The sequence below is a fragment of the Xanthomonas sp. NCPPB 3174 genome, from assembly GCF_056725205.1.
Genome location: NZ_CM161517.1, coordinates 1530100 through 1551271, shown reverse-complemented (window position 1 = coordinate 1551271; position 21172 = coordinate 1530100). Strand labels below are relative to the sequence as shown.

16 protein-coding genes, 1 pseudogene and 1 riboswitch are annotated in these 21172 nt (G+C 69.8%); of the genes and pseudogenes, 11 read left to right on the top strand and 6 right to left on the bottom strand.

The features are described 5' to 3' along the window. The first annotated feature begins 75 nt into the window (after positions 1 to 75). The 4 genes and pseudogenes from AC1PK7_RS06825 (at position 76) to AC1PK7_RS06810 (ending at position 6745) form a co-directional block, all read left to right on the top strand. A complete protein-coding gene (locus tag AC1PK7_RS06825) occupies positions 76 to 3165 on the top strand; it encodes a two-component regulator propeller domain-containing protein (RefSeq protein ID WP_481100285.1) in 3090 nt (1029 codons plus the stop codon). Between the two features lie 68 nt (positions 3166 to 3233). Beyond that, positions 3234 to 4268 carry an alpha/beta fold hydrolase gene (locus AC1PK7_RS06820; RefSeq protein WP_481100284.1) on the top strand — a complete coding sequence of 345 codons (1035 nt, stop codon included), beginning with the start codon at positions 3234 to 3236 and terminating at the stop codon, positions 4266 to 4268. A 425-nt stretch (positions 4269 to 4693) separates the two neighbouring features. Continuing rightward, positions 4694 to 5107 (top strand): annotated as a pseudogene (locus AC1PK7_RS06815) (Ig-like domain-containing protein); the annotation flags it as partial. Between the two features lie 393 nt (positions 5108 to 5500). Beyond that, positions 5501 to 6745: a glycoside hydrolase family 18 protein gene (locus AC1PK7_RS06810; RefSeq protein WP_371182843.1), complete on the top strand. Its 1245-nt coding sequence runs from the start codon at positions 5501 to 5503 to the stop codon at positions 6743 to 6745. Between the two features lie 157 nt (positions 6746 to 6902). Here the strand turns inward: AC1PK7_RS06810 and AC1PK7_RS06805 are convergent, their stop codons facing one another. The 3 genes from AC1PK7_RS06805 to metX are packed head-to-tail and all read right to left on the bottom strand — an operon-like array spanning position 6903 to position 10236. Then, positions 6903 to 7952, bottom strand: coding sequence for a homoserine dehydrogenase family protein (locus AC1PK7_RS06805; protein WP_481100853.1), 1050 nt, complete (start codon positions 7950 to 7952; stop codon positions 6903 to 6905). A gap of 32 nt (positions 7953 to 7984) precedes the next feature. After that, on the bottom strand, positions 7985 to 9202 hold the full coding sequence (locus tag AC1PK7_RS06800) for an O-succinylhomoserine (thiol)-lyase (protein ID WP_371181467.1): 1218 nt from the start codon (positions 9200 to 9202) through the stop codon (positions 7985 to 7987). Beyond that, positions 9199 to 10236 (bottom strand): homoserine O-succinyltransferase MetX, encoded by a 1038-nt coding sequence (gene metX / locus AC1PK7_RS06795; RefSeq protein ID WP_481100283.1) that lies wholly within the window; start codon positions 10234 to 10236, stop codon positions 9199 to 9201. Before metX ends, AC1PK7_RS06800 begins: the two co-directional genes overlap by 4 nt. A 70-nt stretch (positions 10237 to 10306) precedes the next feature. Further along, positions 10307 to 10425, bottom strand: a riboswitch (SAM riboswitch). A gap of 148 nt (positions 10426 to 10573) precedes the next feature. Here metX and AC1PK7_RS06790 point away from each other — a divergent pair. From AC1PK7_RS06790 to trhA, 6 genes are all read left to right on the top strand, one after another. Next, positions 10574 to 11401 (top strand): M23 family metallopeptidase, encoded by an 828-nt coding sequence (locus AC1PK7_RS06790; protein WP_481100282.1) that lies wholly within the window; start codon positions 10574 to 10576, stop codon positions 11399 to 11401. Positions 11402 to 11465: 64 nt separating this feature from the next. Continuing rightward, positions 11466 to 11861, top strand: a complete 396-nt coding sequence (locus AC1PK7_RS06785; protein WP_010344176.1) for a GntR family transcriptional regulator — start codon at positions 11466 to 11468, stop codon at positions 11859 to 11861. Continuing rightward, on the top strand, positions 11854 to 12765 hold the full coding sequence (locus AC1PK7_RS06780; protein WP_481100281.1) for an ABC transporter ATP-binding protein: 912 nt from the start codon (positions 11854 to 11856) through the stop codon (positions 12763 to 12765). Before AC1PK7_RS06785 ends, AC1PK7_RS06780 begins: the two co-directional genes overlap by 8 nt. Continuing rightward, complete coding sequence (locus AC1PK7_RS06775; RefSeq protein ID WP_481100280.1) at positions 12762 to 14150, top strand: hypothetical protein; 1389 nt, start codon at positions 12762 to 12764, stop codon at positions 14148 to 14150. The genes AC1PK7_RS06780 and AC1PK7_RS06775 overlap by 4 nt, the downstream gene beginning before the upstream one ends. 76 nt (positions 14151 to 14226) lie before the next feature. Further along, positions 14227 to 15831 carry a peptide chain release factor 3 gene (locus tag AC1PK7_RS06770; protein ID WP_017910485.1) on the top strand — a complete coding sequence of 535 codons (1605 nt, stop codon included), beginning with the start codon at positions 14227 to 14229 and terminating at the stop codon, positions 15829 to 15831. A 109-nt stretch (positions 15832 to 15940) separates the two neighbouring features. Further along, entirely contained in the window at positions 15941 to 16612 is a 672-nt protein-coding gene (trhA, locus tag AC1PK7_RS06765; RefSeq protein ID WP_481100279.1) for a PAQR family membrane homeostasis protein TrhA, read from the top strand. Positions 16613 to 16753: 141 nt separating this feature from the next. Here trhA and AC1PK7_RS06760 read toward each other — a convergent pair whose 3' ends face one another. Then, on the bottom strand, positions 16754 to 17170 hold the full coding sequence (locus AC1PK7_RS06760; RefSeq protein WP_481100278.1) for a hypothetical protein: 417 nt from the start codon (positions 17168 to 17170) through the stop codon (positions 16754 to 16756). Positions 17171 to 17501: 331 nt separating this feature from the next. On the opposite strand from AC1PK7_RS06760, the gene AC1PK7_RS06755 reads away from it, so the two are divergent. After that, a complete protein-coding gene (locus AC1PK7_RS06755) occupies positions 17502 to 19475 on the top strand; it encodes an AsmA family protein (RefSeq protein ID WP_481100277.1) in 1974 nt (657 codons plus the stop codon). A 143-nt stretch (positions 19476 to 19618) separates the two neighbouring features. On the opposite strand, the gene AC1PK7_RS06750 is transcribed toward AC1PK7_RS06755, so the two are convergent. Both AC1PK7_RS06750 and AC1PK7_RS06745 read right to left on the bottom strand, forming a co-directional pair. Next, positions 19619 to 20047, bottom strand: coding sequence for a CBS domain-containing protein (locus AC1PK7_RS06750; RefSeq protein ID WP_481100276.1), 429 nt, complete (start codon positions 20045 to 20047; stop codon positions 19619 to 19621). Further along, on the bottom strand, positions 20019 to 21029 hold the full coding sequence (locus AC1PK7_RS06745) for a glycosyltransferase family 2 protein (RefSeq protein WP_481100275.1): 1011 nt from the start codon (positions 21027 to 21029) through the stop codon (positions 20019 to 20021). Before AC1PK7_RS06745 ends, AC1PK7_RS06750 begins: the two co-directional genes overlap by 29 nt. Positions 21030 to 21172 lie beyond the last annotated feature (143 nt).

The following is a 21172-nucleotide window of genomic DNA, read 5'->3' as shown; positions in this document are numbered from 1 at the left end:
CCTGACTGCCGCGCGCATCAAGATCCGCGCGGCGTTGCCGCTAACGACAGAGACGTCGGCCGATCCGGCATTGGCATGCTCTTGCGGTTCCCATACGCCTCCTGGCGCCTGCTGGCGCTACAGCTGGCCATGCTCTCGACAGCGTGGAGCGCGTGTGTGCCGCAGGCGCAGGCATTGCAGCCGGACAAGCAGTTCAACCACTACGAGCGCGAAGGCTGGGGCCTGGACCAGGGCCTGCCGCAGCTGAGCGTGCAGGCGTTCGCGCAGGACCGCCAGGGCTATCTGTGGATCGGCACGATGGGCGGGCTGACCCGCTTCGACGGCGTGCGCATGACCTCGTTCAACGAGGGCGCGCCGGCGCACCTGCCCGGCAACCTGATCAAGGCGCTGCACGTCGACCCCGCCGGCACGCTGTGGATCGGCACCTACCGCGGCCTGTCGCGCTACCGCGACGGGCGCTTCACCACGCTGCTGCCACAGGATCCGCAGGCGCCACTGCTCAACATCGAGGCGATCGCGACCGATGCGCACGGCACCGTGCTGGTCGCGGCGCAGGATGGCGTGTACGCGGTGCAGGGCGATCGCCTGCAACTGCGCCACCGCATCGCCGGCGGCGCCTCTGCGCTGTTGCCGCGCGCCGACGCGCTGTGGGTGGGCACGCGCGGCGAAGTGCTGCGCTTCGTCGCCGGCCAGGACGCGCCGGTGTCGCTGCCGTTGCCGCAGGAGGCCGCCGCGGTGCCGGTGCAACATCTGCTGGAGGCGCAAGGCACGCTGTGGGCCGGCACCCGCGATGGCCTGCTGCTGCGCCGCGACGGGCGCTGGCAATGGCTGCCCGACCCCGCCGGGACCAGCCGGCGCGCGGTGCTGGCCCTGTTCGAGGACAGCGACCGCAACCTGTGGGTGGGACAGCCCGGCGCGCTGCTGCGCGTGCGCGATGGCGCCATCGTCGAACGCACCCCGGAAAACAAGCCGAACGTCGGCGTCAACGCGATCTTCGAGGATCGCGAGCGCAACCTGTGGCTGGGCAGCAGCTGGAACGGCGCCACGCGGCTGTGGAACGGCTGGACGCGTCGCTACAGCACGCACGAGGGGCTGGACGATGCGCTGGTGTGGACCCTGGCGCGCGATCCGGACGGATCGCTGTGGGCCGGCACCGACAGCGGTCTGTCGCAGCTGCGCGATGGCCGCTACCAGCCGGTGCTGACCCTGGCGCAATTGCACAACGAAGCGCCCTACACCTTGCTGGCCGAACCCGGGCAACTGTGGATCGGCACCCGCCACGGCGCCGCCCTGTACCGCGACGGCCGGCTCGGCCAGCCGGCCTGGATGGCGCCGCTGCGCGACCTGCAGGTCAGCGGGATCGTCCGCGATCGCGCGCAGCGGCTGTGGTTCGCCAGCACCGACGGCCTGTTCCGCGCCGACGGCACGCGGCTGCGCCGCTACGGCACGGCCGAGGGCCTGCGCGATCCGCGCGTGCGGCTGATCCACGAGACCCGCGACGGGCGCCTGTTGATCGGCGCGCAGTCGGGCCTGTACGAACTGCGCGGCGAGCGTCTGGTCGCACTGGCTCCGCCGGGCTCGGCGCTGGCCAGCGCCGACATCACCGCGATCCACGAACTGCCCGGCGGGCAATGGCTGGTCGGCACCCTCAACGAGCAGCTGTGGCTGTTCGACGGCACGCACTGGTACGCGTTCGGCGAGCAGGATGGGCTGCCGGTGAACGCCGCGTTCTTCATCGCCGACGACGGCCGCGGCGCGATCTGGGTGGCCGGCCTGCGCGGGGTCTACCGCGTGCGCCTGGCCGACCTGCAGCGCCACGCGGCGTCGCCGCAGGCGCCGCTGAATGCCGAACTGATGCTCACCGAGCGCGCGCAGCGCCACGGCGGCGTGCAGGGCATGTGCTGCAACGGCGCCGGCAACGGCAAGGGCTTCATCGAGCACGGCACGCTGTGGCTGCCCAGCCGCGATGGGGTGGTCGCGCTGGATACCGCCGGCATCGTCAAGAATCCGGTGGCACCACAGCCGGTGGTGGAGCGGGTACGTGCGCTGGGCCTGTGGCTGACGCCGCAGGCACTGCCCACCCCGCTGCCGGAAGCCGCGCGCGACCTCGACTTCGAATTCACCGCCGCCTCGTTCCAGGCGCCGCAGAACGTCGAGTTGCGCTACCGCCTGCGCGGCTACGACCGCGGCTGGCGCACCCTCGACGACATCCGCCAGCGCTCGGTCAGCTACACCAACCTGCCCGGCGGCGACTACGTCTTCGAAGTCACCGGCAGCAACAACGCCGGCGTGTGGGCCGCAGCGCCGGCGCAGTTGCCGCTGCGGATCGCACTGCGCTTCCAGGAAACGCCGTACTACAAGCTGCTGCTGACGCTGGGCGCGTTCGCCCTGCTGCTGTGCGCGGTGGCCCTGGCGCGGCTGCACAACCGGCGCCAGCGCGACATCCTCGAACGCCAGGTGCGCGAGCGCACCCAGGCATTGCAGGCGGCCAACCAGCGCCTGCAGGAGGCCAGCTTCACCGACGAGCTGACCCAGTTGCGCAACCGCCGCTACCTGTCGCTGCACATCCCCAGCGACATCGCGCTGTACCGGCGCATGGCCGCCAACGACGAGGACATGCTGTCCTCGGGCATGCTGTTCGCGCTGATCGACATCGACCATTTCAAGTCGATCAACGACAGCGGCGGGCACCACACCGGCGACGCGGTGCTGCAGCAGATGGCGCAGTTGCTGGTGCGGCTGACCCGCGAGAGCGATTACGTGGTGCGCTGGGGCGGCGAGGAATTCCTGCTGGTGCTGCGCTCGGCGCCGCGCGAGAACCTCACCATGGCCGCCGAACGGCTGTGCCGCTCGGTCGCTGCGCACCCGTTCGTGTTCGACCACGGGCGCCAAGGCCGGGTCACCTGCTCGATCGGGCTGGCGGAATTCCCGTTCGTGCACGACCCCGACAGCCTGCTCGGCTGGGAGCAGTTGCTGGTGCTGGCCGACCGCGCGCTGTACCAGGCCAAGGCCAAGGGCCGCAACGGCTGGGCCGCGTACCGGCCGGTACTGGGCGCGCAGGCCGAACAGGTGCTGGCGGCGCTGCAGGAGCCGCTGGCGCAGATGCAGCGCCACGCCTGCCTGACCCTGGTGCACAACGGCGGCAGCCTGCCGCCTCCCGCGTGACGCGTTGACGCCTGGCAAGCGCGCGCCGGGCTAAGGTCGTGGTCCATCACGTCTGCCGTCCCGCTCCCATGCGCCACTGCCTGCTGCTCGCCGCCCTCGCCCTGTCGCCGCTCGCCTCCGCCACGGCCACGGCCACGGCCACGGCCACGGCCACCGACGCACCGCCGCGCTATGGCGTGCAACTGGAAGGCTTCGCCTATCCCTACCCGGTGCACTGGTACCGCTTCGACTCGCAGCGCCAGCCGCTGCAGATGGCCTACATGGACGTGGCCCCGACCGGCACGCCGAACGGCCGCACGGTGGTGCTGCTGCACGGCAAGAACTTCTGCGCCGCGACCTGGGAATCGACCATCGCCGCGCTGGTGGCACAGGGCTACCGGGTGCTGGCGCCGGACCAGATCGGCTTCTGCAAGTCGAGCAAGCCGCAGGCCTACCAGTTTAGTTTCGCGCAACTGGCGGCCAACACCCACGCCTTGCTGCAACAGGCCGGCGTGACCCGCGCCGTGGTCGTCGGCCATTCGATGGGCGGCATGCTCGCCGCGCACTACGCGCTGCAGTACCCGCAGGACGTGAGCCAATTGCTGCTGGTCAACCCGCTCGGGCTGGAGGACTGGAAGGCCGCCGGCGTGCCCTGGCGCAGCGTCGACGACTGGTACGCCAAGGAGCGCAAGACCGATGCGGCCTCGATCAAGCAGTACCAGTTGAACGCCTACTACGGCGGACAGTGGAAGCCCGAGTACGACCGCTGGGTGAGCATGCAGGCCGGCCTGTACGCCGGCCCCGGCGGCGAGCGCGTGGCCTGGAACCAGGCGCTGACCTCGGACATGGTGTTCAACCAGCCAGTGGTGCAGCGCTTCGCACAACTGCGCGTGCCGACCACGCTGTTCATCGGCCAGCGCGACCGGACCGCGATCGGCAAGGACCTGGCGCCGCCGGCACTGGCGGCGACCCTGGGCGACTACCCGGCCCTGGGCAAGCGCGCGGCCGCGGCGATTCCCGGCGCGCATCTGGTCGCCTTCGACGACCTCGGCCATTCACCGCAGGTGGAAGCGCCGCAGCGCTTCAACGCCGCGCTGCTCGAGGCGCTGGACAAGACGCCCTGATCCCAGGCGCCACACCAGTCGTGCCTGCACGGCGGCACGAACGCGTCTTGTCGCGCAGCCTGGGTGATCGGGGCAGCGTGCCGGTAGCGACAGCACGTCGCCTGGGCGTTGCACGAACCTGGCCGCCATGCGCCGTGCCAGCCCCGCCGCAAACGCGGATGCACCCGACGCTGCAGCCATTGCGCTGCAGCATCGGCCGTCCATGAAAACGTTGTCATCGCAGTGATTCTGGATGCATCTCGCATTCGCCCGAATTGTCTGTTGACAACGTTGTCTTCTGGCCAGAAACCTGCGCCTGCCCGGTCCGCGCACGAACGCCACACGACGTCGGCGCCGAACGCTCCCGGGTGATCGCATCCAAGGAACCAGACAGCGGCGAACCGCCGCTCCTCAGTCGCGTTACCTACCGCATCGGAGGCGTCACCATGCACACGAAATCCGCTGGATCGTGGTTGCTGTTCTGTTGTCTCGTCCTCGCCGGCCTCGTGCCCGGCCAGGCCTCGGCCGCCGCGTGCAGCGGCGTCGCCGCCTGGAACCCGGCCACCATCTACGCCGCCGGCGACACCATGACCTACGCCGGCCACCTGTACCGCGCCAACGGTCCGATCTGGAACACCGCACCGACCTACTGCACCAGTTGCGGCTGGTACCAGGACCTGGGCACCTGCGACGGCAGTTCCAGCAATCAGCCGCCGAGCGTGGCGCTGACCGCGCCCACGAGCGGCACCCGCTTCGTGGTCGGCACCACCATCAGCTTACAGGCGTCGGCCAGCGATCCCGACGGCAGCGTGGCGCGGGTCGAATTCTTCCGCGGCAGCACCTCGCTCGGCAGCGTCAGCGGCGCGCCGTACACGCTGCCCTGGAGCGGCGCGGCGGCCGGCGACTATAGCCTTACCGCCGTGGCCACCGACAACGCCGGCGCCCGCACCACCTCGGCCGCCGTTACGATCAGTATCGCGGCGGCGTCGACCGATACCACCGCGCCGAGCGTGCCGACCGGCCTGGCCGCGGCCACGCGCGCCAGCAACGCCATCACCCTGAGCTGGAACGCTGCCTCCGACAACGCCGGCGGCAGCGGCTTGGCCGGCTACGACATCCTTCGCGACGGCAATCGCGTGGGCACGTCCACCACCACCGCTTACACCGATTCGGCGCTGAGCGCCGACACCGCGTACGCCTACGTGGTCCGCGCCCGCGACAACGCCGGCAACGTCTCGGCCAGCAGCGCCACGCTGAACGTGCGCACCCTCCCCGCCAGCGCCGGCGGCGGCAAGCGCGTGATCGGCTACTTCACCCAGTGGGGCATCTACGGCCGCAACTACCAGGTCCGCGACATCCAGACCAGCGGCGCCGCCGGCTACCTGACCCACATCAACTACGCCTTCGGCAACGTCCGCAACAACCGTTGCGAAGTCGGCGTCACCCAGCCCTCCGACAGCAGCACCGGCGCCGGCGGCGACGCCTTCGCCGACTACACCAAGGCGTTCTCCGCCGCGCAGAGCGTGGACGGTGTGGGTGATACCTGGGACCAGCCGCTGCGCGGCAACTGGAACCAGTTGAAGAAGCTCAAGGCCGCGCATCCGGGGCTGAAGGTGCTGATCTCGCTGGGCGGCTGGACCTGGTCGCGCGGCTTCTCCAGCGCCGCGCGCGCCGAGAACCGCCAGGCCTTCGTCGCCTCGTGCATCGACGCCTACATCCGCGGCAACCTGCCGGTCACCGACGGCGCCGGCGGCAGCGCGGCCGCGGCCGGCGTGTTCGACGGCATCGACATCGACTGGGAGTACCCGGTGGCCTGCGGCATCGCCTGCGGCAGCGCCGAGGACCGGCAGAACTTCACCGCGCTGCTGGCCGAATTCCGCCGTCAGCTCGACCAGGTGCGGCCGGGGCTGCTGCTGACCGTGGCGGTCGGCGCCGGCATCGACAAGATCCGGGTCACCGACCCGAACCTGTACGCGCAATACCTGGACTACCTCAACGTGATGACCTACGACTTCCACGGCGCCTGGGATCCGCAGACCAACCACCACTCCGCCCTGTTCGAGTCGTCGGCCGATCCGTCCAGCGGCGACCAGCGCTACTACAACAGCAACGACGCCATCCAGGCCTTCCTCGACCGTGGCGTGCCGGCCGCCAAGCTCAACCTCGGCATCGGCTTCTACGGGCGTGGCTGGACCAACGTGCCCAACGTCAACCATGGCCTGTACCAGAGCGGCAGCGCCGCGGCGGGCACCTACGAGGCCGGCATCGAGGACTACAAGGTGTTGCGCGGCCGCGCCGGCACCAGCTACGTCGACGCCCAGGCGCACGCGCACTGGAAGTACGACGGCAGCACCTTCTGGAGCTACGACAACCCGGCGCTGGTCACCGAGAAGATGAACTACGTCAAGACCCAGGGCCTGGGCGGCGCGTTCTTCTGGGAATTCAGCGGCGACTACCAGGGCGAGTTACTGAAGACCATGGGCCAGGGCCTGCAATGAGGGGAGGCGCCGGCCGTCGCGCCATGCGCGACGGCCGAGCCGCATGACCCGCACGCATCGGCGTGCGGGCCGCGTCGCCCCTATGCTGGCTGCCCGTCGGTCTCACCCGAGCCCGAACCGCGAGGCCCGCACCTGATGCGGGCCTCGCTTGCGTCGCTCAGCGCACCGCGATCCGCAGCACGTCGTCGAGCAAGGCCGCCGCGGTGACGTCGGCGCCCGCGCCCGGCCCCTGGATCAGCAGCGGCTGCTGCAGGTAGCGGTCGCTGTGGATGGCGACGCGGTTGTCGGTGCCGGCGCCGCTGGCCAGCGGATGCGTCAGCGGCAGCGCGCGCAGGCCCACCGATGCGCCATTTGCATCGAAGCGACCGACGAAGCGCAGGCAGGCACCGGCGGCCTGTGCCTGCGCCAGGCGCGCCGCCAGCGGTGCGTCCAATTGTTCGAGTGCGGCATCCAGTTGCGCCAGCGGCACCGTGGCCAGCGCGGCCGGCACCAGCGACTCCACCTGCACCTGCTCGGCGCGCAACGGCAGGCCGGCGGCGCGGGCCAGGATCAGCAGCTTGCGCCGCACGTCCTCGCCGGACAGGTCCTCGCGCGGATCGGGCTCGGTGTAGCCGGCGGCCGCGGCCTCGCGCACGCACGCGGAGAAGGCACGGCGGCCGTCGTAGCGATGCAGCAACCAGGCCAGGGACCCGGACAGCACGCCTTCCACCGCGTGGATATGGTCGCCGCCGGCGACCAGCGCGCGCAGGCTGCTCAGCAACGGCAGCCCGGCACCGACCGTGGCGCTGTCGCCGTAGTGGGTGCTGGCGGCATGGCGGGCGGCCTGGATCTGTTCGGCCCGCGCCAGCGCGGCGCCCTGGCCGAGCTTGTTGGCGGTGACCACGTGCACGCCGCGCCGCAGCCATTCGGCATGGCGCTGCGCCACCGCCTCGCTGGCGGTGGCGTCGACCACGATGTCGCCCCGGCCCAGGTCCTCCGGCAGCGTCACCGCCTGCGCTGTGCGCGCGGCGGCATTGGCCGCGGCCAGCGCCTGCGCCGGCGTCACCGCGCAATCGGCAACGGTGCGCGAATTGGCCAGCCAGGCGAAGGTCGGCAGGCCCGGGCGGCGCTGCTGCAGCGCCTGGTAGCGCGCGACGAAGGCGCGGCCGACGGTGCCGGTGCCGAGCAGGCCCAGCCGCGCGGTGGTCGCGATGGGCGCCGCACGCAGCGGCGCCGATGGCGCATCGGCCAGGCCGCTGCTCACGCGTCCACCCGTTTGCGTGCCAGCGCCTCGCCGGCGCGCTGCGCGCGCTGCAGGCCCGCCTGCAGGTCGGCGACCAGGTCCGCGCTGGATTCGATGCCCACCGACAGACGCAGCAGGCCGTCGGAAATCCCAGCCTTGGCACGCGCCTCGGCGGTCATCGCCGCATGGGTCATGGTCGCCGGATGCGCGACCAGGCTCTCCACGCCGCCCAACGATTCGGCCAGGGTGAAGTAGCGCAGGCCGTCGACAAAGGCGCGCACCTCGGCCTCGCCACCGGCCAGTTCGAAACTGATCATCGCGCCGAAGCCGCGCTGCTGCCGCGCCGCCACCGCGTGGCCCGGATGCGAGGCCAGGCCGGGGTAGTACACCTGGCGCACCGCGGCGTGCGTGGTCAGCAGTTCCACCACCGCCTGCGCGTTTTCCTGGTGCGCGCGCAGGCGCGCGTCCAGCGTGCGCAGGCCGCGCAGGGTCAGGAACGCATCGAACGGCGAGCCGGTCAGGCCCAGCGCATTGGCCCACCACACCAGTTGCTGGTGCAGCTCGGGATCGGCGGCGATCACCGCGCCGCCGACCACGTCGCTGTGGCCGTTGACGTACTTGGTGGTGGAGTGGATCACCAGGTCGGCGCCGAAGGCGATCGGGGTCTGCAGCGCCGGCGACAGGAAGGTGTTGTCGACCACCGCCAGCGCGCCGGCCTTGTGCGTGGCGTCGATGACGAAACGCAGGTCGGTGATGCGCAGCAGCGGGTTGGACGGGGTCTCGATCAGCACCAGTTTCGGCGCCTGCGCCAGCGCATCGGCCAGCGAGCGCGGATCGGTCAGGTCGGCGGTGATCAGTTCGAAATGGCCCTTCTTGGCCAGCGCGTTGAACAGCCGCCAGCTGCCGCCGTACGCGTCGTGCGGCACCACCAGCTTGTCGCCGGGCTGCAGCAGCGCGTTGAGCACCAGGTTGATCGCGCCCATGCCGGTAGCGGTGATCACGCCGCCGGCGCCACCTTCCAGTTCCGCCAGCGCTTCGCCGAGCAGGTCGCGGGTGGGGTTGCCGCTGCGGGTGTAGTCGTACTGGCGCTTGTTGCCGAAGCCGTCGAAGCTGAAGTTCGACGACAGCACGATCGGCGGGGTCACCGCGCCGTAGGCGGTATCGCGGTCGATGCCGGCGCGGACCGCGGCGGTGGCGGCACTACAGGGCAGATCGGTGTCGTGGGCAGTGCTCATGCGGCAACTCCGGTGGGGCGAAGGGCGGTGGCGAGAATCGCGTCGATGCGATCGGTTTCTTTCAGGAAGGCGTCGTGGCCGTAGGGCGAACGCAGCACGCGCAGGCTGCCGCGCGGGCCGAGGCCTTCGACCAGGGTGACCAGGTCCGACAGCGGCACCAGGCGGTCGCCTTCGACCGCCACCACCACCGTGGGCACGGCGACGGCGGCCGGATCGATGCGGTGCAGGTCGATGGATTCGGACAGGCGCAGGTAGGCGTTGACCTGGGTGCGCGCCACGTACTGCGCGCCGGCGGCGTCCAGATAGTCTTCGGCGGCGACGCGGACGCGGCCGTTGATCACTTCCGGCGCGGCGTCGAAGCGTTCGCCGAATTCCTCGGGCGTGCGGTAGCTGAGCATCGCGAACTGCCGCGCCAGCGACAGCCCGTGACTCTCCGCGCACTGCAGTTGGCCCAGCGCCACGGCGCGACGCTGCAGCGCGCGCCAGGCCGCGGCATACGGATGCGCCCGGTGTGCGCCGCTGACCGCGATCAACTTCTGCACGCGGTGCGGATGCCGCACCGCCAGTTGCAGGCCGACCAGCGCACCGTATGAGTAGCCGACGAACCCCTGCAGTTGCGCGATGTCCAGCGCGTCCAGCAGCGCGGCGATGGCATCGGCCTGGTCGGCGCTGTCGATCGGCGCATCCAGGCTGCCGTCGGCGCCGACGAAATCGAACGCCAGCAGCCGCCGCTGCGTAGGGTCCAGCGCCCGCCCGGACCCGACCAGGCCTTCGGCCCAGCCCTTCTCGGGGAAGCTGGCGTTGGCGGCGAGATGGCGGTGCGCGGAGATGCCGCCGGCGACGAACACCACCGGGGCGGCAGCCGGGCCGCTCAGTTCGTAGCGCAGGCGCAGCAGTTGCACGCCGGCATGGCGCAGCGGCAAGGCGACGGCGATCTCGCCACGCATCGCGTGCACGCCGTCGGCCGGCGCGGCAACGCGGTCGTGGGACGGAATGGCGGAGGTGGGGCGATCAGGCGAGTTCACGAGGCGCATGGCGGTATCCAGGGAGGAACGGCCATCGAGCTTCGCGGAGCTCGCGTTCGCCATGCAGAAGGCATGGATCGAACCATCTTTCGGCGGACGCGTGGGTCCCCGCAGGATTTGGCACCTACACGGGCGCTTGCGCGTCCGCTGGCTGCCCCGGCATCAAAGGGCCTGTCCCTCCGCCGGTCTCGATGGTGGAGCCACGATGCCAGCGATTTTCGGCAATGTCAATCTCTTTATTCGGATGAAGCGATATGATTTTTCGATCCCCGGCCTCGGCGATACTCCGCTTCCCCCATCGCGCCTTCCGTCCTTGCGCCGACGCCGCCCCCGCCGCTGGCTTGCCGTGGTCCTGTCGCTGGCAGCGACCGGCGCGCCCGCGCAGCCGCTGCTGCGATGGAATGCCCCGCGGCCCGAACCACAGCCACCGCCGGCGTGGCTGCAGGTGACCGCACGCGACAGCGGGCTGCGCGAGGTCGCGTTGGGCAATCCGCTCGGCGGCCCGGTGCAGATCCGCCTGCTGGGCGACCGCGCCGGCTTCACTGCCGTGCCCGCGCTGCCGCTGACCGTGGAATTGGCCGCCGGCGAGCGCCGCGTGGTCGCGCGCCTGTATCCGCCCGGTGACCTCGCCGAGCCGGGCGGCGACGGCGCCCGGCTGCGCATCGAAGCGGTGCCCGGTTCGCCGCGCGCCCATGCCGACGCGGTACTGTATGCCCTGCCCTTCGCCGATCGCCCGGTGCGCATCGACCAGGGCTTCGGCGGCGCCTTCAGCCACCGCGATCCCGCCAATGCCTATGCGCTGGACTTCGCCCTGCCCGAAGGCACGCCGGTGCTGGCCGCACGCGAGGGCGTGGTGATGGAGGTGCGCGACGACTTCCGCGAATCCGGCACCGATCCACGCCTGGGCCAGGCCGCCAACCTGGTGCGGGTGCTGCACGCCGACGGCAGCATGGCGATCTACGCGCACCTGGCCGCCGGCGGCGTGCAGGTGCGGGTCGGCCAGGCGGTGCGGCGCGGCGAGCGGCTCGGCCTGTCCGGGAATACAGGCCTGAGCAGCGGCCCGCACCTGCATTTCGCCGTCCAGCTCAACCACGGCCTGCACCTGGAATCGGTGCCGTTTCGCATGGCTGGCCCGCTGGGCGAACTGCGCTTCGCCCATCCCACTCCACCCTGAGCGCGCCTGCCGTTCGTCGGCAAACGCATTGACATTCGCCAAGTGTATTGATGTATTAATACACATGGATGCAACCCACCTCCACGTCCAACCCAGCGCCCCGGAGCCGATCTACCGGCAGATCGCCGAGCAGATCCGCCGCCTGGTCGCCGCCGGGCAATTGCGCCCAGGCGACGGCCTGCCCTCGGTACGCGAGGTCGCCGCCACCCACGCGGTCAACCCGATGACGGTGTCGCGCGCCTACAGCCAGCTCGAGGCCGAGGGCGTGCTGGAACGCCTGCGCGGCCGCGGCATGGCCATCGCCGCGACCGCCGCCGCGCCGCAACGGCAAGGGCAGCGCCTGGAGTTGATCGAACCGCGCCTGCAGGAACTGGTCCGGCATTGCCGGGAACTGGGCCTGCCGTCGCCTCCCGTGATCGAACGTCTTGAACAGTTGTTTGGAGAACCTGGCGATGAGTAGCGTGGTAATGCAGACGGCAATCCAGACCGACCTGGACATGGACCTGCCGCTGGCGGCGCACGACCTGCACCTGGCCTTCGGTACCAGCACGGTGCTTCAGGGCGTGGACCTGCAGGTGGCGCGCGGCGAGGTGGTCGGGCTGATCGGCCGCAATGGCGCCGGCAAGAGCACCCTGCTGGCCTGCCTGCTCGGCCTGCTGCAGCCGCAGCGCGGCCAGGCGCGGGTGTTCGGCGGCCCGGCGCTGCATCTGGACGACGCACGCAAGGCCCAGTTGGGCTTCGTGCCGCAGCAGCCGCAGGCCTTCGGCTGGATGCGCGTGGCGGAACTGCTCGCCTTTGCCGCGCAACTCTATCCGCACTGGGACGCGCAGCGCGCGGACGCGCTGCTGCGCCGCTGGGAACTGGACCGCACCCAGAGCATCGGCAAGCTCTCGCCCGGCCAGGCCCAACGTCTGGCCCTGGTCCGGGCGCTGGCCGCACGGCCGGCGCTGCTGGTGCTGGACGAACCGGCCTCGGCGCTGGATCCGGTCGCGCGCCGCGACCTGATGCGCGAGATCGTCACCGAAACCTGCGACGCCGGCACCACCGTGCTGTTCTCCAGCCACATCGTCAGCGACCTGGAACGCGTGGCCTCGCGCGTGGCCTTCCTGCACCAGGGCCGGCTGTTGCTGGACCAGCCGCTGGACGAGCTCAAGGACCGGGTCCTGCGCATCGGCATCCCGGCGGCGGCGGCCGCGCCGCTGGACGCGCCGTTGCGCGGCGAACTGGCGCGCCGCCACTCCGCCGACGGCGGTGTCGTGGTGGTGCTGCATGCCACCGAACTGCCGTCCGCGCTACTGACCATTCCCGGCATCCGCATCGACCGGCTGGGCCTGGAAGACCTGTTCATCGAGGTGGTCGGATGAACCGTCTTCCTGCAGATCTGCGCCTGCTCTGCCGCGCATCGGGCGTGACCGGATGGCTGTATCCGCCAGCCCTCGCCGTCGCCTTCGCCTGCACCTGGCTGCCTGAAAAAGCCGCCAACCTGCTGCCGCCGATGTTCACGGCGATCATGGCGATGTTCGTCTGGATGCTGCTCGGCGCTCGTCTGCTGAGTCTGCTCGAACAAGGGCGCCAACTCCGTCTGCCGTCCATGGCAGCGCGCTTCGTCACTCTGTCCGGTGCCGCACTGGCCTTGACGGTGCTGCTGCCGACGCTGCTGTTCGCCGTGCGCGGTGTAGATCCCGGCCTCTCGCTCTCTGTCCTGCTACTCGGCGCAAGCTTCGGCATGGTGGTCGCCACCCTGCCGGCCTGGGGTGCCCCCTTGATCGGCATCTTGCCGGGGACGCTGGGCGGCTTTTTGCCCGAGGACAGCTTCGTGCCGCTGACCCTGCATCCACGCGCCAGCATGCTGCTCGCTGCGCTCGCCTGCGCTCTGCTCAGCCTGTGGTCGTACCGGTACTTGCGTGGTCGCCCGGCCGATGCGCTGTCGGCATGGTCGCGCCCGATGTGGATCGGCCTGCAGCAACGCCAGCCCGGCGACGGCAGCACCAAGCAGGCCGTCGAATCGCAAGGCGGGCGCCTGGGCTGGGTCCAGGGCATCGCCCGCCCCGCCTTTCCCACCGATCTGCGCCATCAACCGGAACGCGCCATGCGCTATGCCCTCGGCCCCGGCTTCGCCCCCGGCAACGCCGTCGGCACGGCATTGGCCACGGTGGCCATGCCGGCCCTGGTCCTGCTGCTGTGGACGCCGCTGCTGCTGCATTCGCAATCGCCAGCGATGCCCCTGATCCTGGCTAACGTCATGGCCAACATGTCCAGCGTGAAGTTCCTGCAGCGGCTATGGCTATGGCGCAAACACGGCAACCAGGGACTGATGGAAAGCGCGCTATTGCCGGGCCTGGGCGCGCCCGGACAGGCCGGCAAGCTGTTCAACCAGGTGATCCTGAAACGCGCGCTTGCCGCAGCGCTGCCCTGGCTGGGCCTGTCCTGCCTGCTCGGGGTGGTGAAGCACGCACCGTCGGCCTACTACCCGCTCGTCGTGTCGATCACCCTGACCGCAACCCTGACCGCCAGCACACTGCTTCTGGTGTGCATGCGCTGGCCTCGCGGCGGCTTGGTGCTGAGCATGGCACAATTCCTTCTGACGGTCCTGGCCGCCATCAGCATCGGCCAGGCCGGCGCACCCGGCGCAGTGCCGCCGCACTGGCTGGCACCGGCCTGGAGCCTGCTGCTGCTCGGCATGGTCATCGTCTACAACCTGGTGGCGCGCCAGTCCAGCAGGCGCCCGCATCCCTGGCTGCTGAACTGAACGGGCCTTGCGGGAAGCCCGCTATAATCGGCGGCTTCCTCCGTTGCCGATGACGCCCTTTGCGGGCGTGCCGCCCATGTCCGAAGTCGCCACCGAAGCTGCGCGCCGCCGCACCTTCGCCATCATTTCCCATCCCGACGCCGGCAAGACCACGCTGACCGAAAAGCTGCTGCTGTTCGGCGGGGCGATCCAGATGGCCGGCTCGGTGAAGGGCCGCAAGGCCGCGCGCCACGCCACCTCGGACTGGATGGCGCTGGAAAAGGAACGCGGCATCTCGGTGACCTCGTCGGTGATGCAGTTCCCGTACGAAGGCAAGATCATCAACCTGCTCGACACCCCCGGCCATGCCGACTTCGGCGAGGACACCTACCGCGTGCTCACCGCGGTGGACTCGGCGCTGATGGTGATCGACGTGGCCAAGGGCGTGGAAGAGCGCACCATCAAGCTGATGGAGGTGTGCCGGCTGCGCGACACGCCGATCATGACCTTCATCAACAAGCTCGACCGCGAGGGCAAGGATCCGATCGACTTGCTCGACGAGGTGGAGACGGTGCTGGGCATCGAATGCGCGCCGGTGACCTGGCCGATCGGCATGGGCCAGCGCCTCAAGGGCGTGGTGCACCTGGTGACCGGCGAAGTGCACCTGTACGAGCCCGGCCGCAACTTCACCCGCCAGGACTCGACCATCTTCCCGTCGCTGGACGCGCCTGGTCTGGCCGAGAAGATCGGCGAACAGATGCTGGCCGAACTGCGCGAGGAACTGGAGCTGGTGCAGGGCGCCAGCCACGCCTTCGACCTGGACGCCTACCGCGCCGGCAAGCAGACTCCGGTGTTCTTCGGCTCCGGCGTCAACAACTTCGGCGTGCAGCCGCTGCTGGACTTCTTCGCCGAGCACGCGCCGCCGCCGCAGCCGCGCGCCACCACCGGCCGCCAGGTGCAGGCCGGCGAGGACAAGCTCACCGGCTTCGTGTTCAAGATCCAGGCCAACATGGATCCGCAGCACCGCGACCGCGTCGCCTTCATGCGCATCTGCTCCGGCCGCTTCGCCGCCGGCATGAAGACCCTGCACGTGCGCACCGGCAAGGAAGTCAAGCTGGCCAACGCCCTGACCTTCATGGCCAGCGATCGCGAGATCGCCGCCGAGGCCTACCCCGGCGACGTCATCGGCATCCACAACCACGGCACCATCTCCATCGGCGACACCTTCACCGAGGGCGAATCGCTGTCGTTCACCGGCATCCCCAATTTCGCCCCGGAACTGTTCCGCCGCGCACGCCTGCGCGACCCGCTCAAGCTCAAGCAGTTGCAGAAGGGCCTGGCGCAGCTGTCCGAGGAAGGCGCCACCCAGTTCTTCCGCCCGCTGATGAGCAACGACCTGATCCTCGGTGCGGTCGGCACGCTGCAGTTCGACGTGGTCGCCTACCGGCTGAAGGACGAGTACGGCGTGGACGCCAGCTTCGAACCGGTGGGCGTGGTCACCGCGCGCTGGGTGCACTGCGACAACCCCAAGAAGCTGGAAGAGTTCCGCGAGAAGAACGCGATGAACCTGGGCATCGACGCCGCCGGCGAACTGGTCTACCTGGCGCCGACCCGGGTCAACCTGCAACTGGCGCAGGAACGCGCGCCGGACGTGCGCTTCGCCGCCACGCGCGAACACGCGCACAGCGTGGCGGTGGAATGACCGCCATGTGACCACGGGCGTGCGCCGGCTGAGCGCACGCCCAACCGGCGTCGCAGTGCTGCGCCGCAGCGGATGCGAACCGCTCGCAATTGCGCTACCGTGCGGACCCATGGATGCAGAACGGTCGCCCGCCTACTCGAACGCCGACGCGCAGCCTTCCACGGACTGGCGCGACGAACTGGCCAGCGCCCTGACCCACGGCCTCGGCGCCATCGCCGCGCTGGCCGGCGGCTCGGTGCTGATCACCCTCGCCGCGATCTACGGCGACGGCTGGCGGCTCGCCACCGCGATCGTGTTCAGCGTCACCTTGCTGCTGCTGTACGTGGCCTCGACGCTGTACCACGCCATCCCGCATCCCGGCGCCAAGGCGCGCCTGCAGATCTTCGACCACTGCGCGATCTACCTGCTGATCGCCGGCACCTACACCCCGTTCACCCTCATAGGCCTGCGCGGCCCGTGGGGCTGGGGCCTGTTCGCGGCGATCTGGACCATCGCCGTGGCCGGCGTGATCTTCAAGCTGTTCTTCACCGGCCGCTTCCGCCTGTTGTCGACCATTCTGTACATCGCCATGGGCTGGCTGATCGTGGTGGCGATCGAACCGCTGCTGCGCTCCATCGACGCCTGGACCCTGGGCTGGCTGCTGGCCGGCGGCCTGTTCTACACCCTGGGCACGTATTTCTACCAGCGCGACACCGTCCGCTACTTCCACGCCATCTGGCATCTGTTCGTCCTCGCCGGCAGCGTCTGCCACTTCGTGGCGGTGACCGGCCAGGTGCTGTAGGCAGACCATCGGCCGTTCGCCGGCGTCCCGAACACCCCCCCTCCCAGGGCGGCGTGACGGACCGCTCTGCGATCGCAACGCCTATTCACGCACTCGCTTGGAATGTCGAGCGCATGGGCGTGCGCTCTGCAGCAACGCCGATCAGCTCTTGCGCTTCTGACACGCTCCAGCAGAGACGACCATGTGCGATGGATGCTGGTTGACATAGCGGTGCTTCGTCGCGAACGCACCATCCTGTTCCGTTTCGAGATTGTCGGAGACATAGATCGTGAAGGTTCCTACCTCTGAAAAGGCGGCGACCACATGTTCCTTGCCCTGCGAATCCCAGTACATCCCGGCAGCTATCGCAGGCGTGACAACCACCTGCCCGCCCGTTACCGAAACGCCCTCGCACTGCATACCGCTACCCCTCAGAAAAAGGAATTTTCCGCTGGGAGTCAGGACGCCCACTTTAATCGGCTCGATGTTCCCGACATCGATGCGCACCACCTGCGCTGGATCCACATCCCGTTGAAACGCACCACACACCGGAGACACGAGACAAAAGGCGGCGACCATGGATGGAAACCTGCCGAAACGCATCGCCGACCCTCGCATAAGTAAACCCATCTTCGACACATCGCTGACCACTGGTTGAAGTGAGCCGCCTGCCATCAACCTCAATGCAACAGGCAACGAGGCGAGCCGCCTTGGTCCAGCTAGCCCCTTCAAGCGTCTTGACGCCGCATTCCGCCAACTCCGGATCTGAACCCAATCAGTCGCTTCGCCTGCTCAATGATCGCAACCCCATCGTCATGCATCGCAGCATGAAACCGGGCAATGTCCCCCGCAGGTCCGCCACTCCATCCGCTTTCGCACCCCGTGCACGGCGGCTGCCTAGGATGGCCGCATGGCTCCCGACCCCGCTTCCGCATCCCGCGCACGCCGCCGTTCCTGGCCCTGGCGGCGCAACGACGGCCGCCTGCGGCGTTGGCCGTTCGTACTCGGCGCGCTGGTGCTGCTCCTGCTCGTCATCATCCTGATCTTCGACTGGAACTGGTTCAAGGCGCCGGTGGAACGCGCGGTGCAGGCGCGCACCGGCCGCGCCTTCCATATCGACGGCGACCTGGACGTGGACCTGGGCCGCATCGTCACCGTGCGCGGCGATCGCCTGCGCTTCGCCAACGCCGACTGGTCGAAGCAGCCGCAGATGGCCAGCGCCGACCGCGCCGAACTGGATATCGCGCTGTGGCCGCTGCTGCGCGGCCGCGTGCGCATCCCCGAGATCCGCCTGACCAAGCCCGACCTGCTGCTGGAGACCGGCCCGGCCGGACAACCCGGCAACTGGGCGTTCGGCCAGTCCGACGACGGCGGCAGGCCGGTGGTCCTGGGCGCCTTGCTTGTGCAGCAGGGACATCTGCGTTTCCAGGATCCGGTTGGGCGCACCGAGATCGATATCGCCGTCGACAGCCAGGTCGGGCAACGCCGCCGTGGCGATGCCGCACCCCCGATCGCGGTCAGCGGCGATGGCCGCTGGCGCGGCAATCCCTTCACCCTCAAGGGCAATACCGCCTCGCCGCTGGAACTGAGCGAGAGCGACCACCCATTCCGCGTCGACCTGCGCGGCAGCGCCGGCAGCACCCGCGCGCACATGCGCGGCACCCTGACCAACCCGTTCCAGTTGCGCGTGTTCGACCTGCAACTGCAACTGGCCGGCACCGACATGGCGCACCTGTATCCGCTGCTGGGCATCGCCATTCCCTCCACCCCGCCCTACCAACTGGATGGACGCCTGCAACGCGACGGCGAGCGCTGGCGCTACCAGGACTTCCGCGGCCGCGCCGGCGACAGCGACCTCGCCGGCACCGTGCAGATCGATACCGCCGGACAACGCCCGTTCCTGCGCGCGGACCTGCGTTCGCAGCGACTGGATTTCGACGACCTGGCCGGCTTCGTCGGCGCGCCGCCGCGTACCGGCGCCGGCGAGACCGCCAACGCCGAGCAGAAGGCGCAGGCGGCCAAGCTGGCCGCCACCGACAAGGTGCTGCCGTCCACACCCTACGACCTCGGCAAGCTGCGCGCGATGGACGCCGACGTGCGCTGGAAGGCGCAACGCATCAACGCGCCGTCGCTGCCGCTGGACGACATGGACGCGCACCTGAAACTCGACGACGGCGTGCTGCTGCTGCAACCGCTGAACTTCGGCGTGGCCGGCGGCGACCTGCGCTCGGACATCCGCATGGACGCGCGCAAGCCCACGCTGTTCACCCGCGCGCAGGTGTCGATCCGCGGCGTGCAGTTGGGCAAGCTGTTCCCCGACGGCAAACTGGCCAAGGAAGCGGCGGGCGCGATCGGCGGCGAGATCGCGCTGGCCGGCAGCGGCAACTCGATTGCGCAGATGCTCGGCAGCGCCGACGGCAGCGTCGCCATCGGCATGGGCAAGGGCCGCATCAGCAATCTGGTGATGGAACTGGCCGGCCTGGATATCGCCGAATCGCTGAAGTACCTGGTGACCAAGGACCGCGAGATCCCGGTGCGCTGTGCGTTCGGCGACTTCGGCGTGCAGCACGGAGTGATGACCTCGCGCGGCCTGGCCTTCGACAGCACCGACACCCTGCTGGTCGGCAGCGGCACCATCAACCTGAGCCAGGAACGCCTGGACCTGCTGCTGAAGGCGCAACCCAAGGACCACAGCATCCTCGCCCTGCGCTCGCCGCTGCGCGTCGGCGGCACCTTCAAGGACCCGAGCTTCCGCCCCGACTTCAAGGCCCTGGGCCTGCGCGGCGCCATCGCCGTCGCCCTCGGCAGCATCGCCCCGCCGGCCGCCCTGCTGGCGACCATCGAGACCGGGCCGGGCAAGGATATTCAGTGCGGCGGCAAGTAGCCGCGGGATTGGGGATTGGGGATTGGGGATTCGCAAAAGCAGGCGGCCGGATCACCGCCAAATCCGGATAGGGGATTCGCGCGACGCAACCGGCGCACCCGTGCCCCCCGCTCTTACGAATCCCCAATCCCGACTCCCCAATCTCAGCTCCTGATGTACTCCTGCAATTGATCCAGTTCCTCGCGCTGCTCTTCGATCACCGCCTTGACCAGGTCGCCGATCGAGATCACGCCGATCACACGGCCGGCGTCCACCACCGGCAGGTGGCGGATGCGCTGCCCGGTCATCAGTTCCATGCACTGCTGCACGCTCTGCGCCGCGTCGACGGTGTGCACCTTGCTGCTCATGATGTCCCGCACCGGCGTGGTCGCCGAGGAGCGGTCCTGCAGGACCACCTTGCGTGCGTAGTCGCGCTCGGACAGGATCCCGGACAGCTGTCCGTCCTGCATCACCAGCACCGCGCCGATGCCCTTGGCGGCCATCAGCCGCAGCGCCTCGATCACCGCCGTGTCCGGCGCGACCGCGTGGATCTCATTGCCCTTTTCATTCAAGACCTGCCGTACCGTGCGCATCGCTGCCTCCCGGTTCGCTGGATCGCACGGCCGAGCATACTCCTTCGCCGGGTGCACGCCAGGTCTCCACCAGGTACAGCGGTCGCTGCTTGGATTCCTCGTACAGCCGGCCCAGGTATTCGCCGATCAGGCCCAGCGCGATCAGTTGCACGCCGCCCAGGAACAGGATGACCGCCATCATCGTCGGCCAGCCCGCCACCGGGTCGCCCCACAGCGCCGCCTTGACCACCACCCAGATCGCGAACAAGAAGGCGCCGACCGCGGTCGCCAGCCCGAGATAGGTGGCCACCCGCAAGGGCGCGGTGGAGAAGCCGGTGATGCCGTCCAGGGCGAAGTTCCACAGCCGCCACAGGCTGAACTTGCTGCGCCCGGCCAGCCGCGGCGCGCGGTTGTACGGCACCGCCAGGCGCCGGAAACCGATCCAGCCGAACAAGCCCTTCATGAAGCGATGGCGCTCGCGCAACTGCCGCAGCGCGGCCAGCGCGCGCGGCGAAAGCAGGCGGAAATCGCCGGTGTCGGCCGGGATCGGCGTCTTTGACAGGCGCCCGATCACCCGGTAGAACAGCGCCGCGGTGCCGCGCTTGAGCCAGCCCTCGCCTTCGCGCACCAGGCGCGTGCCGTAGATGTCGTCGTAGCCGGCGCGCCAGTGCGTGACGAACTGTCCGATCAGTTCCGGCGGATCCTGTCCATCGGCGTCCAGCAGCATCGCCGCGCCGCGATCGACGCAGTCCAGCCCAGCGGTCAGCGCCAGTTCCTTGCCGAAATTGCGCGACAGGCGCAGCGCACCGACCCGTGAATCCGACGCGGCCAGCGCCTGGATCGTCTCCCAGGTGGCATCGCGGCTGCCGTCGTCCACGTACAGCACCCGGCCCTCCAGCCCAGGCACGGCGTCGAGCGCGGCAAGGATGCGCGGGTGCAGCAGCGGCAGGGTCTGCGCCTCGTTGAACGCAGTGACGACGACGGTGAGACGTTCGGATTCCATCGGCGGATGGTACGGAGCGGCCTGCACGTTCACCAGCGGCGGGCGTATCGCCTGGCAAAAGCGGAGCTCCTCCCTTCTCCCACTGGGAGAAGGTGCCCCGTAGGGGCGGATGAGGGTACGTCTGCCGCCGAACCCCACCACGC

Excerpts from the sequence above, each read along its gene's own strand:
- AC1PK7_RS06825 (WP_481100285.1), top strand. The coding sequence starts at position 76 with ATGCTCTTGCGGTTCCCATACGCCTCCTGGCGCCTGCTGGCGCTACAG.
- AC1PK7_RS06755 (WP_481100277.1), top strand. The coding sequence starts at position 17,502 with ATGGCTCCCGACCCCGCTTCCGCATCCCGCGCACGCCGCCGTTCCTGG.
- AC1PK7_RS06745 (WP_481100275.1), bottom strand. The coding sequence starts at position 21,029 with ATGGAATCCGAACGTCTCACCGTCGTCGTCACTGCGTTCAACGAGGCG.
- AC1PK7_RS06750 (WP_481100276.1), bottom strand. The coding sequence starts at position 20,047 with ATGCGCACGGTACGGCAGGTCTTGAATGAAAAGGGCAATGAGATCCAC.
- AC1PK7_RS06760 (WP_481100278.1), bottom strand. The coding sequence starts at position 17,170 with ATGGTCGCCGCCTTTTGTCTCGTGTCTCCGGTGTGTGGTGCGTTTCAA.
- AC1PK7_RS06770 (WP_017910485.1), top strand. The coding sequence starts at position 14,227 with ATGTCCGAAGTCGCCACCGAAGCTGCGCGCCGCCGCACCTTCGCCATC.
- AC1PK7_RS06775 (WP_481100280.1), top strand. The coding sequence starts at position 12,762 with ATGAACCGTCTTCCTGCAGATCTGCGCCTGCTCTGCCGCGCATCGGGC.
- metX (WP_481100283.1), bottom strand. The coding sequence starts at position 10,236 with ATGCGCCTCGTGAACTCGCCTGATCGCCCCACCTCCGCCATTCCGTCC.
- trhA (WP_481100279.1), top strand. The coding sequence starts at position 15,941 with ATGGATGCAGAACGGTCGCCCGCCTACTCGAACGCCGACGCGCAGCCT.
- AC1PK7_RS06785 (WP_010344176.1), top strand. The coding sequence starts at position 11,466 with ATGGATGCAACCCACCTCCACGTCCAACCCAGCGCCCCGGAGCCGATC.
- AC1PK7_RS06780 (WP_481100281.1), top strand. The coding sequence starts at position 11,854 with ATGAGTAGCGTGGTAATGCAGACGGCAATCCAGACCGACCTGGACATG.
- AC1PK7_RS06820 (WP_481100284.1), top strand. The coding sequence starts at position 3,234 with ATGCGCCACTGCCTGCTGCTCGCCGCCCTCGCCCTGTCGCCGCTCGCC.
- AC1PK7_RS06800 (WP_371181467.1), bottom strand. The coding sequence starts at position 9,202 with ATGAGCACTGCCCACGACACCGATCTGCCCTGTAGTGCCGCCACCGCC.